Here is a 15,644-nt window from a genome sequence, read left to right on the forward strand (position 1 = left end):
CATGGCAACCATCAAGGACGTAGCAGCACTGGCCGGGATATCCTACACAACGGTCTCCCATGTGCTGAACAAGACCCGGCCGGTGAGTGAGCCGGTGCGGCTCAAGGTCGAGGCGGCCATCGCGCAACTGGACTACGTGCCCAGCGCAGTGGCCCGCTCGCTAAAGGCCAAGAGTACCTCGACCATCGGGTTGTTGATTCCCAACGGCATGAACCCTTATTTCGCCGAGTTGGCCAGGGGCATTGAGGATTACTGCGAGCGTAACGGCTTCTGCGTGATTCTTTGCAACTCGGATGACAACCCGGACAAGCAGCGCAGTTACCTGCGCGTGCTGCTGGAGAAACGTGTCGACGGTTTGATCGTGTCGTCGGTGGGCGGCGATACCAGCATCCAGGGTGGCCTGACGGAAGTTCGCACGCCGCTGGTGATTGTCGACCGCGAACTGGCAGGCATAGAAGCCGACATGGTGCGTATCGATCATGAGCAGGGCGCTTATCTGGCCACGCGTCATTTGCTGGATCTGGGTCATCGGCGAGTCGCCTGCATCGGTGGGCCGCAACACAGTCTGGTGGCCGAGATGCGGCTGGCGGGATACCGACGTGCCATGCAGCAGGCTGCTGCCGAAATCGTTTCGGGTTGGGCGGTGCACAGCGAGTTCACCAGTTCCGCAGGCTATGACGCTGCGGGTCAATTGCTCGCCGAACACCGGCCGACCGCGATTTTTGCCGGCAACGACGTGATCGCCATCGGTGTGCTGCGTGCGGCCGCCGAGCGCGGTATCAATGTGCCTCGGGACTTGTCCGTCATCGGTTTCGATGACATCGAAATGAGTCGTTATGTGTACCCGGCGCTGACGACAGTCGGGCAATCGATCATGCAACTGGGTGAAACAGCCGCTGAAATGCTGCTGTGCAGAATCGCCGCGCCAAACGCTTCACCGGTTGAAAAGCGCCTTGTGACGCCCGTCGTCATGGTACGAGAATCTACAGCGGCACCCAACAGCGCTCCGAATGAATGACGAGCACGCACAGCAACGAGTGAATGAGCCATGCAAGCAAAAATCGTGATAGTGGGCAGCCTCAACATGGACCTGGTGATCCGCGCCCAGCGTCTGCCGCGCCCCGGCGAAACACTGACTGGCCAGACCTTCGACACCGTGCCCGGTGGCAAGGGTGCCAACCAGGCCGTTGCAGCAGCGCGCCTGGGGGCGCAGGTGGCAATGATCGGCTGCGTGGGTGCAGACGCCTATGGAGAGCAATTGCGTGCTGCGCTGCTCGCCGAGCACATCGATTGCCAGGCCGTGACCATAGTGCCGGGTGTGCCCACCGGCATCGCGTCGATCGTGGTCGATGCCAACAGCCAGAATGCGATCGTCATTGTCGCTGGCGGCAACGGTCAACTGACGTCTGAACTTATCGAGCGTTTCGATGCGCTGCTGGCGGGTGCCGAGATCGTCATCTGCCAGCTTGAAGTGCCGACCGAAACCGTTTTTCGTACCCTGAGTCGCGCCCGTCAACTGGGCAAGATTGTTATCCTCAACCCCGCCCCGGCAAGCGAGCCGTTGCCTGCGCACTGGTATGGGTTGATCGATTATCTGATTCCCAATGAAAGCGAGGCGCGCGCGCTCACCGGCATCAATGTGGACTCGCCAGCCTCGGCGGAGCAGGCGGCCAGCGCGTTGCTGGCCGCAGGTGCCCGTAACGTGATCATCACCCTCGGCGAACACGGTACGTTGTTCGCCAGCGCGCGCGGTGCCGAGCATATTGCCGCACGGCGTGTCCAGGCCGTGGACACCACCGCCGCAGGTGATACCTTTGTCGGTGGTTTTGCAGCAGCGCTTGCCCGAGGGCAGAGTGAAATGCAGGCCATCCGCTTTGGTCAGGCCGCCGCCGCGCTGTCGGTCACACGCGCCGGTGCGCAGCCGTCCATTCCGACGTTTGAGGAAGTACAGGGATTCAATCCAACATGAAAAAAACACCGCTACTCAATATCGCCTTGTCCCGCGTAATTGCATCAATGGGGCATGGCGACATGCTGATGATCGTCGACGCCGGTATGCCTGTGCCGCCTGGCGTCGAGCTGATCGACCTGGCGTTGACGCGCGGCGTACCGGATTTCGTCAGTGTGCTGGATGTCGTGTTAAGCGAGATGCATGTCGAAAGCCACGTGCTGGCCAGTGAAATGGCCGAAGCCCAGCCGCCCGCCCTGCAGGTGATCGAGAGCCTGAATCTGGACGATCAACTGGGCCAGCAACGCTGGATCAGCCATGCAGATCTCAAAATCCTGAGCCGCAAGGCCAAGGCCATCGTACGTACCGGAGAGTTTCAGCCGTACAGTAATGTCGCGTTGATTTCCGGGGTTGTGTTCTAGGCTCTGTACGAAAAGTGGCTGCGCTCGGTGATGCTGCGTTAAAAACAGGCTCGGAATGCTCATTTACAACACGTAGACTCCGCTTCCTCGCCTGTTTTTGCCTTGCCTGACCTTCGCTCGCCGACTTTACGTACAGAGCCTAGGCTCCAGGACGGGACAGATTTTTTCATTAAAGGGAGTTTCATATGACGTTGATTCAGTTTTCCAGACAACTCATTCGGGGAGCACTGCTCTTGTCCATTCTCGGCGCGACCGCTGTGCAGGCGGCTGAAAAGCGTGACCTGATCATCGACACCGATCCCGGTGCGGACGATGTCGTTGCCTTGTTGCTGGCACTGGCTTCACCTGAAGAGCTCAATGTGATGGCCATTACCACGGTCGCGGGCAATGTCCGTCTGGACAAGACGTCGCGTAACGCCAGACTGGCGCGTGAATGGGCCGGTCGCGAAGACGTCCCGGTGTACGCGGGTGCGCCCAGGCCGCTGGTGCGCACGCCGATCTACGCAGAAAACGTGCACGGACAGGAAGGCTTGCCGGGCGTGCCTGTTCACGAGCCGTCCAAGGGGCTTGCTCAGGGTAATGCGGTCGACTACCTGATCCAGACCTTGAGCAAGGCCAAGCCGCACAGCATTACCATTGCGATGCTCGGGCCGCAGACCAATCTTGCGCTCGCACTGGTGCAGGCACCGGAGATTACTCAGGGCATCAAGGAAGTGATCGTCATGGGCGGCGCGCACTTCAACGGCGGCAACATTACGCCGACGGCCGAATTCAACATCTTTGCCGATCCGCACGCTGCTCAGATCGTGCTGGCCAGCGGTGTGAAGCTCACCTACGTACCGCTGGACGTGACCCACAAGATCCTGACCAGCGAGCAGCGCCTCAAGCAGATCGCTGCACTGAACAATCAGGCCGGCAAGCTGGTGGACGGCATTCTCAATGAATACGTCAAGCTGGACATGGAGCACTACGGCCTGCCCGGTGGTCCGGTTCATGATGCCAGCGTAATTGCCTGGATGTTGAAGCCCGAGCTGTTCTCCGGCAGGCAGATCAATGTGGCGATCGACAGCCGTGAGGGCATTGGTTTCGGTCAGACCGTCGCTGACTGGTACGGAACGCTCAAACAGCCTCAGAACGTGTTCTGGGTCGAAAATGGCGACGCTCAGGGGTTTTTCGATCTGCTGACCGAACGCCTTGCGCGGCTGAAGTAATCAGCGTGTGTTGAGCCCTCTACGCAGGCACTTCTGCCGCAGCGTATCGGCTCAGCACCTGACCGATAAAGGCGCGGGCACCGTCGGTGCCCAGCTCCTTGATCAACAGATCAACAGCAATGATCATCAGCTCTTCCGGGGTTCCCGGGCTGTGGGAGCAATGCCCTTGAGGCCACTTGGCCTTGATGTCCGCATCGATTGAAATCGCTGTCATGTCTGTCTCTTCTCAAGAAGCACCGCGTTGCGACGGCGGCTGTGCATCGCCGTTGGTCCATAATCTCCTTTCCAGTAAACCATTGCGCGAGCCTTTTGACACTTCTACTTACGCATCATGAAGGTCTGGGGCGTGATCAGCCTGTTGCTCGAAAACGTTTTGTGACGATTTGCTGGCACGCAGGCGTTTGCGTCAAGGCAGACTGCACGCGTCTTGCAGGCTAATCCGTTTCAGCATGGTTATGACGGGCGCTGTGCAACCAATGCGCCGAGGCGCGGTCGCACAAGGTCTGGAAATGTTCATTGGCAAAGGAGGGTGTATGCCCTGGAAATTCGCAACATTGGGTTTTGTGGTCGTGACGTCGGTTCTTGCGGGGTGCAGCAGTACGTCTGGTTCTGCGCCCGAAGCCTCCAGCAAGGCTGAGGTGCCTGCCAGTAATGCCGTGCCGGGTCGCTGTGACGCAGCGCCCGCACAATTTGCTGTCGGCCAGCAAGCGTCTATCGAACTGCTGACCCAGGTGCGCAGCCGCTCAGGCTCCATGGATGCACGCATTCTGGGTCCCAACGACATGGTCACGCTTGAGTACCGCTCCGAGCGCGTCAACGTCAATACCGACGCATCCGGCAAGGTCGTGCGCGTCAATTGCGGCTGAGCCTTCTGATTCGGCAGGCATAAAAAAACCCCGTCAATGACGGGGTTTTTTCAAATCAAGTGGATCAGACCACTGTGACTTCTTCTGCTTGCATGCCTTTCTGGCCTTTAGCAGCAACGAAAGAAACGGTCTGGCCTTCTTTCAGGCTTTTGAAACCGTCGCTTTGAATTGCTTTGAAGTGTACGAACAGGTCGTCACCGCCACCTTGTGGAGTGATAAAGCCGAAGCCTTTTTCATCGTTGAACCATTTTACGGTGCCGGTTTGGCGATTAGACATGGTGTATCTCCAGGAACATAATTTTCAATAACGTGCTGCTCAGGCCAACTGGGCACACCGGCCTATCATAGTCGAAATGTACGAAAAGACAGCTATTTAGGTAGGAACTTTGAGCGAAGGGCCTGTGTATGGGGGGTGTCATACTCTGATGTGCCCGATTTGCGGGGTGGCCGGCCTGGTTTTTCGTTGAGCTTATGATGCGCTGAAAGCCCCGTTTTACGGGGCTTTTGGCGTTATGGGCGAGATGATTTCAGGGCGCTCAGATGACGGCCTTCGAGGCGATGATGCAAAATTATTTTTTTGCGCTGGTGCAGTTTTCGGTCACTACTTTCTGCAGTTTTTGCGTCAAAGCCGGGCTCGAATCGCTGGAAGGGCCGTTGAGCGTCGCGATTTCCTTGTCCGTGAAATGGCTGTCCACCTGTTTTGCGCCGCAATCGCAATGCGCCTTGGCGGTCTTATCGTCCAGGTTCTGCTGCTTGGCGGCGGCAATGCACTCTTGAGTGAAGGTGTCGCGCGTGGTTTTGTCCATGGCTGCCTGGGCGCCCCAAGGGGCCAGGATGGCAGCGCAAGCGAGGAGTGCGGACAGGCTTGAAGGCTTCATGGTGTTCTCCTTTGCAGTGGAAGAGTCTTGCGACGTAACGACTAGCTCAGACGACCCTGGAGCGCTCCAGTTCAGATGCCGTGCAATTTCATGTTCATTTGCCTGGAAGTGCGACGTGATGCACTGCGCTGTGATAGGATGCGCGTCCTGTGAATTTCCAGCAGCCCGAATGGCCTGGTTTTCAGTCAGGTGCGAACAGGTTTTTGTACACTCCAGTCATCTGGTCCGTTTCAAGGTTGGCCGCAAGGCTCCTGCCACTGTGAGGCAGGCGTACCACCGGATCACGTACTGGCTCATCCCAACCCACGTGACCTTTGGTAGGGGTCACCACTAGGAGAGGAGGCGCCATGCCAACTATTACTCTTCCCGACGGCAGTCAACGTTCATTCGATCATGCGGTTTCCGTAGCCAATGTCGCGCTCTCGATTGGCGCGGGTCTGGCCAAGGCCACCGTGGCCGGTAAAGTCGACGGCAAGCTTGTCGACGCCTGCGACCTGATCGAGCACGACGCCAGTCTGCAGATCATCACCCCGAAGGATCAGGAAGGACTGGAAATCATCCGTCACTCTTGCGCCCACCTGGTAGGCCATGCAGTCAAGCAGTTGTACCCGACTGCAAAAATGGTCATCGGCCCGGTGATCGACGACGGTTTCTATTACGATATCGCCTACGAGCGCCCGTTCACGCCTGACGATATGGCGGCGATCGAGCAGCGCATGCAGCAGCTGATCGAAAAAGATTACGACGTCATCAAGAAAGTGACCCCGCGTGCTGAAGTGATCGAGGTGTTCAGCGCCCGTCACGAAGACTACAAGCTGCGCCTGGTCGAAGACATGCCGAATGAACAGGCCATGGGCCTGTACTATCACGAAGAATACGTCGACATGTGCCGCGGTCCGCACGTGCCTAACACCCGTTTTCTGAAATCCTTCAAGCTGACCAAGCTGTCCGGCGCCTACTGGCGCGGTGATGCCAAGAACGAGCAATTGCAGCGCGTGTATGGCACCGCATGGGCAGACAAGAAGCAACTGGCCGCTTATATCCAGCGTATCGAAGAAGCCGAAAAGCGTGACCATCGCAAGATTGGCAAGCGCCTGGGCCTTTTCCATACCCAGGAAGAAGCGCCGGGCATGGTGTTCTGGCACCCTCAGGGCTGGACCCTGTATCAGGTGCTTGAACAGTACATGCGCAAGGTTCAGCACGAAAACGGCTACCTTGAGATCAAGACGCCGCAAGTGGTTGATCGCTCGTTGTGGGAAAAGTCCGGCCACTGGGCCAACTACGCCGACAACATGTTCACCACCGAGTCCGAGAGCCGGGACTACGCTATCAAGCCCATGAACTGCCCGTGTCACGTGCAGGTATTCAATCAGGGCCTGAAAAGCTACCGTGAGCTGCCGATGCGCCTGGCCGAGTTCGGTGCCTGCCATCGCAACGAGCCTTCGGGTGCCTTGCACGGCATCATGCGCGTGCGTGGTTTCACTCAGGATGACGCGCACATCTTCTGCACCGAAGAGCAGATGCAGTCCGAGTCCGCAGCTTTCATCAAGCTGACGCTGGATGTCTATGCCGACTTCGGCTTCAAGGACATCGAGCTCAAGCTGTCAACGCGCCCTGAAAAGCGTGTGGGTTCGGATGAGCTGTGGGATCGTGCGGAATCGGCACTGGCTTCTGCGCTCGACAGCGCAGGTCTGCCTTATGATCTGCAGCCGGGCGAGGGTGCTTTCTACGGTCCCAAGATCGAGTTCTCCCTGAAAGACTGCCTCGGCCGTGTATGGCAATGCGGTACCCTGCAGCTGGACTTCAACCTGCCGATCCGTTTGAGCGCCGAGTATGTCTCGGAAGACAACAGTCGCAAGAGTCCTGTGATGCTGCACCGTGCAATCCTCGGATCCTTCGAGCGTTTCATCGGTATTCTGATCGAGCATTATGAAGGTGCATTCCCGGCCTGGCTCGCGCCGACTCAGGCGGTGATCATGAATATCACTGATAAACAGGCCGATTTTGCCCTCGAAGTGGAAAAAACCTTGGCTCAAAGCGGGTTTCGTGCCAAGTCCGACTTGAGAAATGAAAAGATCGGCTTTAAAATCCGTGAGCATACTTTGCTCAAGGTTCCTTATCTCCTTGTGATAGGAGATCGGGAGGTTGAAATGCAAACTGTCGCTGTGCGGACACGTGAAGGCGCTGACCTCGGCTCAATGCCGGTCGCCCAATTCGCTGAATTCCTCGCACAAGCGGTTTCCCGGCGTGGTCGCCAAGATTCGGAGTAATTATTATTAAGCGTGAAATGAGACAAGATAAACGAGCTGCACCCAAGGCCCCGATCAATGAGAATATCTCGGCCCGCGAGGTTCGGTTAATTGGCGCTGACGGCGAGCAGATTGGCATCGTCTCGATTGATGAAGCGCTTCGTATAGCCGAAGAGGCGAAGCTGGATCTGGTAGAGATTTCTGCCGACGCACTACCTCCGGTCTGCCGTGTGATGGATTACGGCAAATCGATCTTCGAGAAGAAGAAGCAGGTGGCTGCAGCGAAGAAAAACCAGAAACAGATCCAGGTTAAAGAAATCAAGTTTCGTCCAGGGACGGAGGAAGGGGATTACCAGGTAAAACTGCGCAACCTGGTACGTTTCCTGAGTGACGGGGACAGGGCCAAGGTATCGTTGAGATTCCGTGGTCGTGAGATGGCCCACCAGGAGCTGGGTATGGAATTGTTGAAGCGGGTTGAAGCTGACCTTCTCGAATACGGTTCCGTCGAACAGCATCCTAAGATGGAAGGACGCCAGCTGATCATGGTCATCGCCCCGAAAAAGAAGAAATAACCACCAGGGCACGGCAGGCCTTGCGGTTATGTTTATCAACTGAATGCGGAGTATCCGAACATGCCAAAGATGAAGACTAAAAGTGGTGCAGCTAAGCGGTTTCTGAAAACTGCTAACGGCATCAAGCACAAACACGCTTTCAAGAGCCACATCCTGACCAAAATGTCGACAAAGCGTAAGCGTCAACTGCGCGGAAGCAGCTTGCTGCATCCGTCCGACGTGGCAAAAGTCGAGCGCATGCTGCGCCTTCGTTAATTTTGATCAAGATATAGAGGAAGTAACTCATGGCTCGTGTAAAGCGTGGCGTCATTGCCCGTAAGCGTCACAAAAAAATTCTGAAACTTGCTAAAGGCTACTACGGCGCGCGTTCACGCGTATTCCGTGTTGCCAAGCAAGCGGTAATCAAGGCAGGCCAATACGCCTACCGTGACCGTCGTCAGAAAAAACGTCAGTTCCGCGCTCTGTGGATCGCTCGTATCAACGCTGGTGCTCGTGTTAACGGTCTGTCCTACAGCCGTTTCATTGCCGGCCTGAAAAAAGCGTCCATCGAGATCGACCGTAAGGTTCTGGCTGATCTGGCAGTGAACGAAAAAGCGGCGTTTGCTGCGATTGTCGAGAAAGCTAAAGCCACCTTGGCCTAAGTCCCCGACAATCACTGGCCCCGGTTTCCGGGGTCGGTGTTGAACGTCATAAATAGGGGAAGAGCCTTAAGCTCTTCCCCTATTTCGTATCTGGAGTCTGTACATGGAAAACCTGGACGCGCTGGTCTCTCAAGCTCTTGAGGCTGTGCAAAGCGCCGAAGATATCAATGCCCTGGAGCAAATCCGGGTTCACTACCTCGGCAAGAAAGGCGAGTTGACTCAGGTGATGAAGACCCTGGGGAACCTGCCTGCTGAAGAGCGTCCGCAAGTCGGTGCGCTGATCAACGTTGCCAAGGAACGTGTCACAGAGGTCCTCAATGCACGCAAGGCATCGTTTGAGCAGGCAGAACTGACTGCCAGACTCGCGGCCGAATGCATCGACGTGACCCTGCCGGGCCGTGGTCAGACCTCTGGTGGTCTGCACCCGATTACCCGCACTCTGGAGCGTATCGAACAATTCTTCACTCATATTGGCTACGGCATCGCCGAAGGCCCTGAGGTCGAAGACGATTACCACAACTTCGAGGCGCTCAACATCCCTGGCCACCACCCGGCGCGGGCGATGCATGACACCTTCTATTTCAATGCGAACATGCTGTTGCGCACCCACACCTCGCCGGTGCAGGTTCGGACCATGGAGTCGCAACAGCCGCCGATCCGGATCGTTTGTCCGGGCCGGGTCTATCGCTGTGATTCGGATATCACCCACTCGCCAATGTTCCACCAGATCGAAGGCTTGCTGGTCGACCGTGATATCAACTTTGCGGACCTGAAGGGCACCATCGAAGAGTTCCTGCGCGTATTCTTCGAGAAAGAGCTGGCCGTCCGCTTCCGTCCTTCCTTCTTTCCGTTCACTGAGCCATCGGCGGAAGTCGACATGGAATGCGTGATGTGCAGCGGCAAGGGCTGCCGTGTCTGCAAGCAGACCGGCTGGCTGGAAGTCATGGGCTGCGGCATGGTTCACCCGAACGTGCTGCGCATGTCCGGTATCGATCCTGAAGAGTTTCAGGGCTTCGCATTTGGCATGGGCGTAGAGCGTCTGGCCATGCTGCGTTACGGCGTCAACGATTTGCGCCTGTTCTTCGACAACGATTTGCGGTTCCTCGCGCAATTTCGCTAGGTCGAACGTAACGAATCTTTCAGGAGAGCAGGATGAAATTCAGTGAACAATGGCTGCGCGGCTGGGTAAGCCCGCAGGTTTCCCGTGACGAGCTGGTTGCTCGTCTGTCGATGGCCGGTCTTGAGGTTGACAGCGTCACGCTGGCCGCCGGCGTCTTTACCGGGGTTGTGGTCGGCGAAGTGCTGAGCACCGAGCAGCATCCAGACGCCGACAAACTGCGCGTTTGCCAGGTCAGCAATGGCTCCGAGACTTTCCAGGTCGTTTGTGGCGCACCGAACGTGCGCCCTGGTCTGAAAATTCCGTTCGCCATGATCGGCGCCGAACTGCCCGGCGATTTCAAAATCAAGAAAGCCAAGCTGCGTGGTGTCGAGTCCAACGGCATGTTGTGTTCCGCTGCCGAATTGCAGGCGGGCGAGGGCAATGATGGCTTGATGGAGCTGGCCGCTGATGCACCCGTGGGCCAGGACATTCGTGTCTATCTGGGCCTGGACGATGCGAGCATCGAGGTTGACCTGACCCCGAACCGTGGCGACTGCCTTTCGGTGGCTGGTCTGGCCCGAGAAGTCGGCGCACTTTACGCCGCTGAAGTGACACGCCCGCAGGTCGCAACCGTTGCTGCCGTACACGATGAAGTCCGTCCTGTCGAAGTGCTGGCGCCCGCTGCGTGCCCGCGCTACCTGGGTCGCGTCATCCGCAATGTCGATCTTTCGCGCCCGACGCCGCTGTGGATGGTCGAGCGCCTGCGTCGTTCCGATGTACGCAGCATCGATGCCGCAGTCGACATCACCAATTATGTGATGCTGGAGTTGGGGCAGCCACTGCATGCATTCGACCTGGCTGAAATCAACGGCGGGATTCGCGTGCGCATGGCCGAGGAGGGCGAGAAGCTCGTTCTGCTCGACGGCCAGGAAGTCAGTCTGCGCGCCGACACGCTGGTCATTGCCGACCACCAGCGTGCCTTGGCCATCGCCGGTGTCATGGGTGGCGAGCACAGCGGTGTGACTGCGAGTACACGCGATATATTCCTGGAGAGCGCGTTCTTCGACACCATCTCGGTGGCTGGCAAGGCGCGTTCTTACGGTCTGCACACTGACGCATCCCACCGCTACGAGCGTGGCGTTGACTGGCAGCTGGCTCGAGAGGCGATGGAGCGGGCAACCGGTCTGTTGCTGGAAATCACCGGTGGCGAAGCAGGTCCTGTGATCGAAACCGTCAGCGAACAGCACTTGCCGTCCGTGGCTCCAGTGACGTTGCGGGCAAGCCGTGTCGAGCAGATGCTGGGCCTGGTGATCGAGAACGCTGAAATCGAGCGTCTGCTGAAGGCGCTGGGTCTGGGTGTATCGGCAGAGGCCGACGGCCAGTGGCATGTCACTGTGCCAAGTCATCGTTTCGACATCAGCCTTGAAGTCGACCTGATTGAAGAGCTGGCGCGTCTGTACGGCTATAACCGCCTGCCGGTTCGTTATCCGCAAGCCCGTCTTGCGCCACAGGCCAAGGCCGAAGCCCAGGGCGATCTGCCAGAGTTGCGCCGTCTGCTGGTTGCACGCGGTTATCAGGAAGCGATCACCTACAGCTTCATCGATCCCAAGTGGTTCGAGCTGTTCACGCCAGGCGTCAAGCCGTTGTTGCTGGCCAACCCGATCTCCAATGACATGGCGGCGATGCGCGCCTCGCTGTGGCCAGGTCTGGTCAAGGCGTTGCAGCACAACCTCAACCGTCAGCAGGATCGTGTGCGGATGTTCGAAAGTGGCCTGCGTTTCGTCGGTCAGCTGGAAGGCCTGAAGCAAGAGCCGATGCTGGCGGGTGTGGTCTGTGGCAGCCGCTTGCCGGAAGGTTGGGCGCAAGGTCGCGACGCAGTCGATTTCTTCGATGTAAAGGCCGATGTCGAAGCCGTGCTGGGCTTTGCCGGTGCGCTGGGCGATTTCAGCTTCACGCCAGGCGAGCATCCTGCGCTTCATCCTGGCCAGACCGCGCGTATCCTGCGCAATGGTCGTGAAGTGGGCTTCCTGGGCGCCATTCACCCTGAGCTGTCGAAAAACCTGGGGCTGGATCGTCCGGTGTTCGTCTTCGAGCTGGTTCTTGGCGAAGTTGCCAAAGGCCGGCTGCCGAAATTCCACGAGCTGTCGCGTTTCCCGGAAGTTCGTCGCGACCTGGCACTTCTGGCCGATCGGGATGTCTCTTCCAGTGCGGTTCTGGACGTTATTCGTGAAAATGCAGGCGAATGGCTCACAGACCTCAGGCTATTTGATGTTTATCAGGGTAAAGGCATTGATCCGCATAGAAAAAGCCTTGCGGTCGGCTTGACCTGGCAGCATCCATCGCGCACTCTTAATGACGATGAGGTAAACGCAACGACACTTGCCATCCTCACCTCGCTCGAGGAGAGGTTAAACGCCACATTAAGGAAGTAGCGTATGGGGGCTCTGACGAAAGCTGAAATGGCCGAACGTCTGTACGAAGAGCTGGGCCTGAATAAACGAGAAGCCAAGGAATTGGTGGAGCTGTTCTTTGAGGAAATCAGGCACGCTCTGGAAGATAACGAACAGGTGAAATTGTCCGGTTTCGGCAATTTCGACCTGCGAGATAAACGCCAGCGGCCTGGGAGAAATCCCAAGACCGGCGAAGAAATTCCGATCACGGCACGCCGTGTGGTCACCTTTCGTCCAGGGCAGAAGTTGAAGGCCCGAGTTGAGGCATATGCTGGAACCAAGTCATAACGACGAGCTGCCGCCGATCCCTGGCAAACGCTACTTCACCATTGGTGAGGTGAGTGAGCTCTGCGCGGTGAAACCGCACGTTTTGCGCTACTGGGAACAGGAATTTCCTCAGCTCAACCCCGTCAAACGCCGCGGAAATCGTCGGTATTATCAGCGCCAGGATGTGCTGATGATCCGCCAGATCCGCGGTTTGCTGTACGACCAGGGCTTTACCATCGGCGGGGCGCGTTTGCGCCTGACCAATGGCGAGGTCAAGGACGATGCTCAGCAGTACAAGCAGATGATCCGGCAGATGATTGCCGAGCTGGAAGATGTGCTGGTGATGCTCAAGGCTTAACTGGGCCAACCAGATACTTCCATAATTCAAAAGCTTAGGGTATATTCCTCGAAGTTTTCGCAGCATGCGAAACAGATTCACGCCTAGTCGGGGCGTAGCGCAGTCCGGTAGCGCACTAGCATGGGGTGCTAGGGGTCGAGTGTTCGAATCACTCCGTCCCGACCATATTTTTCAGTAAGTTAGGCCAATGTTCGCACCATTGGCCTTTTTTACGTGCGTGATTTTTGCGTGTTGCCGCTGACCGAAAACTGACCCAGGTGTTCAACTGCTTCTGCTCACTTTCCGAGCAGGAGGAGCGCCCAAAGCCACTCAGCCGGCGTACCAGCGGTGCGCGACCTTCAACAAACTCAGCCCATTCCACGACACGCTGGAACAGGCGCTGAAAGCCGACTCGTTCCGGGCAAAGCACAATCGCAGAAGCGCCAAAGCACTTTTCGAGCAGATCAAGGCCGAGGGTTATGACGGTGGCTACAGCCAGCTCACGGCGTTTGTACGCTCGTGGCGAGGTGAGCAAGGCAAGTCTTTACGCGCTTTTGTACCGCTGACGTTTGCGCTCGGTGAAGCTTTTCAATTTGACTGGAGCGAAGAAGGACTGCTGATCGGTGGCCTGTTTCGACGCATCCAGGTCTCCCACATGAAGCTGTGCGCCAGTCGCGCATTCTGGTTGGTTGCGTACCCTAGCCAAGGTCACGAGATGCTATTCGATGCCCATACACGCTCGTTCGGAGCGTTAGGTGGCGTGCCGCGTCGCGGCATCTACGACAACATGAAAACGGCTGTCGACAAGGTTAATAAAGGCAAGGGCCGCACGGTCAATGCCTGGTTTTCCGTGATGTGTGCGCACTACCTGTTCGATCCGGATTTCTGCAACGTAGCCTCTGGCTGGGAAAAGGGCATTGTCGAGAAGAACGTTCAAGACAGTCGACGGCGCATTTGGCTTGACGCTCAAAACTGCATGTTCCACACCTTCGAGGAATTGAATGCCTGGCTCGGCCAACGCTGTCGTGCGCTCTGGAACGAGCTGCTGCATCCGCAGTACAACGGACTTACGGTGGCGGAAGTTTTGGAGCTGGAACGGGTCGAAATGATGCCGATGCCGACGGCCTTTGATGGCTACGTCGAGCGTACCGTATGGGTCTCCAGCACCTGCCTGATCAGCGTGGCGCGAAATCGCTATTCGGTGACTTGTGAGCGAGTCGGCCAGTGGGTCAGCAGCCGTCTTTACCCATCCCGGATCGTGGTCATCGCCGATGAAACGATGATTGCCAGCCACGAGCGCCTCTTTGATCGAGATCAGGTCAGTTTTGACTGGCAGCATTACATCCCACTCATCGAACGCAAGCCGGGTGCACTGCGCAATGGCGCACCGTTTGCCGATCTGCCCAATCCGTTGCGGCTTCTTAAACGGGGCCTGAGACGTCACAGCAACGGTGATCGAATCATGACGCAGGTGCTCGCTGCCGTGCCCATCGCCGGTCTCGACCCGGTGCTGGTAGCGGTAGAACTGGTGCTTGAGTCGGGGAGTCTGAGCGCCGATCACATCTTAAATGTTCTCGCCCGACTCACCGCTACTGCACCACCGCCTTCCGTAGAAACCAGCCTGCAACTCAAGGTGGCTCCAGTTGCCAACACGGCCCGATATGACCAACTCCGTACAACAGATGAGGAGAGCCGCAATGCGTGACTTGATGGCAGAACTTAAAGAACTGCGTCTGCATGGCATGGCGCAGGCTTGGAAAGAACTAGCGGCCCAGGGAGAAGCTTCGACGGCATCCTCGAAATGGCTGCTTGAGCATCTGCTCCAACAGGAGCAGGCAGATCGCGCCGTGCGCTCTGTGAATCATCAGATGAACATGGCAAAGCTCCCCATGCACCGTGATTTAGCTGGCTTTGACTTCAGCGCTTCCAGCGCAGATGCCCGTCTGGTCAAGGAATTATCCAGCCTTGAGTTTACGGAGACTGCGCAAAATGTCGTGTTCATTGGTGGGCCTGGAACCGGAAAAACACACCTGGCCAGTGCCTTGGCCGTGTCCGGAATCACCACTCATAACAAACGACTACGATTCTTCTCCACAGTCGATCTCGTCAACCTGCTGGAGCGTGAAGAGTACGATGGTAAGGCAGGCCGAATCGCCCAGGGACTGCTTCGGACAGACCTGGTGATACTCGATGAGCTGGGGTATTTACCCTTCAGTCAGAGTGGTGGCGCGCTGTTATTTCACCTGCTTTCAAAACTGTACGAGCATACCAGCGTGGTCATCACCACCAACCTCAGCTTCTCGGAATGGTCGAGTGTGTTTGGCGACGCCAAGATGACCACAGCGTTGCTGGATCGGCTGACACACCACTGCCATATCGTCGAAACGGGCAACGAGTCCTACCGCCTGCAACACAGCACCTTGGCCGCCCAGACAAAGATCAAATCGCGTGAACGAAAGCTCAAGGACGAAGATGGTATCGAGGACGATGAAGCGTTTTGATCTGCACCGTAAACACCCTTCCGCATGCCTGCATGCGGTGGGGCCAGATGCGTCTTCAACCAGGACACTACGGCTAAGCTTATCCACAATTGCTGGGGCAAAAATCAGCAATCCGCCCTGGGTCAATTTTCAATCGGCAGAGTGGGTCAGTTTTCAATCAGCGCCAACAGGTTCGTCAGCAGGGCCGCTTGTGAGGGCTCCAC

General features: G+C 57.3%; 17 protein-coding genes, 1 tRNA gene and 1 pseudogene. 16 read left to right on the plus strand and 3 right to left on the minus strand.

Going from position 1 to position 15,644, the window contains the following annotated elements; genetic code table 11:
- Position 1 precedes the first annotated feature (1 nt).
- The 4 genes from BUB69_RS00485 (at position 2) to BUB69_RS00500 (ending at position 3,581) form a co-directional block, all read left to right on the plus strand.
- Positions 2 to 1,018 (plus strand): LacI family DNA-binding transcriptional regulator, encoded by a 1,017-nt coding sequence (locus tag BUB69_RS00485; protein WP_073161779.1) that lies wholly within the window; start codon positions 2 to 4, stop codon positions 1,016 to 1,018.
- 30 nt (positions 1,019 to 1,048) lie between these two features.
- A complete protein-coding gene (gene rbsK, locus BUB69_RS00490) occupies positions 1,049 to 1,969 on the plus strand; it encodes a ribokinase (RefSeq protein ID WP_073161780.1) in 921 nt (306 codons plus the stop codon).
- A complete protein-coding gene (rbsD, locus tag BUB69_RS00495; protein ID WP_073161781.1) occupies positions 1,966 to 2,370 on the plus strand; it encodes a D-ribose pyranase in 405 nt (134 codons plus the stop codon). The genes rbsK and rbsD overlap by 4 nt, the downstream gene beginning before the upstream one ends.
- A gap of 185 nt (positions 2,371 to 2,555) precedes the next feature.
- On the plus strand, positions 2,556 to 3,581 hold the full coding sequence (locus BUB69_RS00500) for a nucleoside hydrolase (RefSeq protein ID WP_073161782.1): 1,026 nt from the start codon (positions 2,556 to 2,558) through the stop codon (positions 3,579 to 3,581).
- A gap of 19 nt (positions 3,582 to 3,600) precedes the next feature.
- Here the strand turns inward: BUB69_RS00500 and BUB69_RS00505 are convergent, their stop codons facing one another.
- Complete coding sequence (locus tag BUB69_RS00505) at positions 3,601 to 3,795, minus strand: hypothetical protein (RefSeq protein ID WP_073161783.1); 195 nt, start codon at positions 3,793 to 3,795, stop codon at positions 3,601 to 3,603.
- A gap of 319 nt (positions 3,796 to 4,114) precedes the next feature.
- Between BUB69_RS00505 and BUB69_RS00510 the strand changes: the two genes are divergently transcribed.
- Complete coding sequence (locus BUB69_RS00510; protein ID WP_073161784.1) at positions 4,115 to 4,447, plus strand: I78 family peptidase inhibitor; 333 nt, start codon at positions 4,115 to 4,117, stop codon at positions 4,445 to 4,447.
- A gap of 64 nt (positions 4,448 to 4,511) precedes the next feature.
- Here the strand turns inward: BUB69_RS00510 and BUB69_RS00515 are convergent, their stop codons facing one another.
- Together BUB69_RS00515 and BUB69_RS00520 are read right to left on the minus strand one after the other, a co-directional pair.
- Entirely contained in the window at positions 4,512 to 4,724 is a 213-nt protein-coding gene (locus tag BUB69_RS00515) for a cold-shock protein (protein WP_024685433.1), read from the minus strand.
- A gap of 292 nt (positions 4,725 to 5,016) precedes the next feature.
- Positions 5,017 to 5,325, minus strand: coding sequence for a hypothetical protein (locus tag BUB69_RS00520; protein ID WP_073161785.1), 309 nt, complete (start codon positions 5,323 to 5,325; stop codon positions 5,017 to 5,019).
- Between the two features lie 347 nt (positions 5,326 to 5,672).
- On the opposite strand from BUB69_RS00520, the gene thrS reads away from it, so the two are divergent.
- The 11 genes and pseudogenes from thrS to istB all read left to right on the plus strand — a co-directional run bounded on the left by thrS (position 5,673) and on the right by istB (position 15,441).
- Positions 5,673 to 7,595: a threonine--tRNA ligase gene (gene thrS / locus BUB69_RS00525; protein WP_073161786.1), complete on the plus strand. Its 1,923-nt coding sequence runs from the start codon at positions 5,673 to 5,675 to the stop codon at positions 7,593 to 7,595.
- Positions 7,595 to 8,146, plus strand: coding sequence for a translation initiation factor IF-3 (infC, locus tag BUB69_RS00530; RefSeq protein WP_175561638.1), 552 nt, complete (start codon positions 7,595 to 7,597; stop codon positions 8,144 to 8,146). Before thrS ends, infC begins: the two co-directional genes overlap by 1 nt.
- Before the next feature lie 60 nt (positions 8,147 to 8,206).
- Positions 8,207 to 8,401 carry a 50S ribosomal protein L35 gene (gene rpmI, locus BUB69_RS00535; RefSeq protein ID WP_002553160.1) on the plus strand — a complete coding sequence of 65 codons (195 nt, stop codon included), beginning with the start codon at positions 8,207 to 8,209 and terminating at the stop codon, positions 8,399 to 8,401.
- Positions 8,402 to 8,430: 29 nt separating this feature from the next.
- Positions 8,431 to 8,787, plus strand: coding sequence for a 50S ribosomal protein L20 (gene rplT, locus BUB69_RS00540; RefSeq protein WP_002553161.1), 357 nt, complete (start codon positions 8,431 to 8,433; stop codon positions 8,785 to 8,787).
- A 103-nt stretch (positions 8,788 to 8,890) separates the two neighbouring features.
- Positions 8,891 to 9,907 (plus strand): phenylalanine--tRNA ligase subunit alpha, encoded by a 1,017-nt coding sequence (gene pheS / locus BUB69_RS00545; protein WP_024685429.1) that lies wholly within the window; start codon positions 8,891 to 8,893, stop codon positions 9,905 to 9,907.
- 32 nt (positions 9,908 to 9,939) lie between these two features.
- Positions 9,940 to 12,318 carry a phenylalanine--tRNA ligase subunit beta gene (pheT, locus tag BUB69_RS00550; protein WP_073161787.1) on the plus strand — a complete coding sequence of 793 codons (2,379 nt, stop codon included), beginning with the start codon at positions 9,940 to 9,942 and terminating at the stop codon, positions 12,316 to 12,318.
- Positions 12,319 to 12,321: 3 nt separating this feature from the next.
- Positions 12,322 to 12,624: an integration host factor subunit alpha gene (gene ihfA, locus BUB69_RS00555; RefSeq protein WP_002553164.1), complete on the plus strand. Its 303-nt coding sequence runs from the start codon at positions 12,322 to 12,324 to the stop codon at positions 12,622 to 12,624.
- Positions 12,605 to 12,961 carry a MerR family transcriptional regulator gene (locus BUB69_RS00560; protein ID WP_073161788.1) on the plus strand — a complete coding sequence of 119 codons (357 nt, stop codon included), beginning with the start codon at positions 12,605 to 12,607 and terminating at the stop codon, positions 12,959 to 12,961. The genes ihfA and BUB69_RS00560 overlap by 20 nt, the downstream gene beginning before the upstream one ends.
- 88 nt (positions 12,962 to 13,049) lie before the next feature.
- Positions 13,050 to 13,126 (plus strand) — tRNA-Pro (locus tag BUB69_RS00565).
- Positions 13,127 to 13,256: 130 nt separating this feature from the next.
- Positions 13,257 to 14,645 (plus strand): annotated as a pseudogene (istA, locus tag BUB69_RS00570) (IS21 family transposase); the annotation flags it as partial.
- Positions 14,638 to 15,441, plus strand: coding sequence for an IS21-like element helper ATPase IstB (gene istB / locus BUB69_RS00575; RefSeq protein WP_073161790.1), 804 nt, complete (start codon positions 14,638 to 14,640; stop codon positions 15,439 to 15,441). The pseudogene istA and the gene istB, both read left to right, overlap by 8 nt.
- Positions 15,442 to 15,644: the final 203 nt, after the last annotated feature.

This window comes from Pseudomonas asturiensis (assembly GCF_900143095.1).
GTDB classification, from domain to species: Bacteria; Pseudomonadota; Gammaproteobacteria; order Pseudomonadales; family Pseudomonadaceae; genus Aquipseudomonas; species Aquipseudomonas asturiensis.